The sequence below is a fragment of the Bacteroides sp. 1_1_30 genome, assembly GCF_020982715.1.
GTDB lineage: Bacteria > Bacteroidota > Bacteroidia > Bacteroidales > Bacteroidaceae > Bacteroides > Bacteroides xylanisolvens.
The window spans coordinates 1-1,339 of the sequence record NZ_JAJKHN010000211.1 but is presented as its reverse complement, the minus strand read 5'-3'; the positions used below and the strand labels follow the sequence as shown (position 1 = coordinate 1,339).

At 30.2% G+C, this 1,339-nt stretch carries 1 protein-coding gene and 1 pseudogene; both read right to left on the bottom strand.

Annotated features, from left to right (window positions below; all coding sequences use genetic code 11):
* Positions 1 to 292: pseudogene (locus tag LPH68_RS26230) on the bottom strand (hypothetical protein); the annotation flags it as partial.
* Between the two features lie 4 nt (positions 293 to 296).
* Positions 297 to 1,262 (bottom strand): hypothetical protein, encoded by a 966-nt coding sequence (locus LPH68_RS26225; protein ID WP_230297270.1) that lies wholly within the window; start codon positions 1,260 to 1,262, stop codon positions 297 to 299.
* Positions 1,263 to 1,339 lie beyond the last annotated feature (77 nt).

Here is a 1,339-nt window from a genome sequence, read left to right as displayed (position 1 = left end):
AGCCATGGTCTCGTGGGCTCGGAGATGTGTATAAGAGACAGTCTATAGATTGTTCTTCAATAATCTGCTTTAATTGAATTGCATTCTTCTTAAAAGACTGATGTTCTGCTAAACCTGGTAATATATAATTAGGAATCAATAAAGAATTAATTTTCTCAATTAACCCAGGTTCTTGTTCCTTTGTACTCAATATGGCACATACATTCTTATGTTGTTTATACAATGCAATCAATTGATCTACTAGTAGAGCCGAATTACCGACTCCACTTTCTACAAAAAAAAGAATATTCATAAGATCAAATATATTTATTTACATCTCTATTATCTAATACATAAATAAAAACAGCTAAATACGAAAGTACTAGAGGGCTCGTATACGCATGTCCACCATAGAAAGCATGACCAATAAAACAACAAAAAGCTATTATACACCAATAATCTAGTACATTATGCCATTTAATAAAACTTCGTATACTAGCTATCAATCTTTTTATAGGAAATAATAAAATTGGAATAGAAAAAAAGAGTCCAAATTGTCCTATTAAATCTAGAGGATCAACTTCTGCTGATTTCGGATCTCCCAAATATAAATGATGTTGATTTTCTATTAAATAAAGATTTCCTTTACCAAAACACCAATCAAAAATATTAAAATTGGTAATTGTTTTAATTGATGCATCTATCAAATATCCCCTTCCTGAAGCCTCTAAAAAGATTGCACCAATATTTTCGTATTTTTTCGAGAGATAAGAATCTTCTTGAATAACGGATATAACTTTAACTAGTGCATAATTAAATATAACTAAAACTAAAAGCAAAGTTATTAACTTTACCTTATAGGAACTTTTATAATCCTCAAATTTAACAAACAAGATACTTAAAGCAAAAAAAAGTAATATAAAGGCTGTCCCCAAATAGCAAGCTACACTACCAACAAAACAAGAACCAATAGACATTATTATTAATGCGATAAAATAAAATACATCTCCCGTTTTTTGGAATGAATAGCATGCTAAAATATTCAGTAAAAGTATAGTTAATCCAACATCATTCATTGCTACAAAAAAACCTTTTGTGCCAAAAGTGTTTTCTGTATAAGCAGCATAGCCCGCACCTGTTATAAAACAATAAATTAGAACAATCGCTGCCAATACTCCATATAGGACTGCAGCTTTAACAACTGTCTCACGATCTGAAAAATAACGACTCTTTAGTATAATACTTAAAACAAAATAGAAGTTCATTATTTTAATTAATGCCATGAAAACACCATTGGAATAAGCACCTATAAGAATATGATCTGTCTCTTATACACATCTCCGAGCCCACGAGACCATGG

Coding starts and splice junctions, on each gene's coding strand:
- LPH68_RS26225 (WP_230297270.1), bottom strand. CDS start 1,262: ATGGCATTAATTAAAATAATGAACTTCTATTTTGTTTTAAGTATTATA.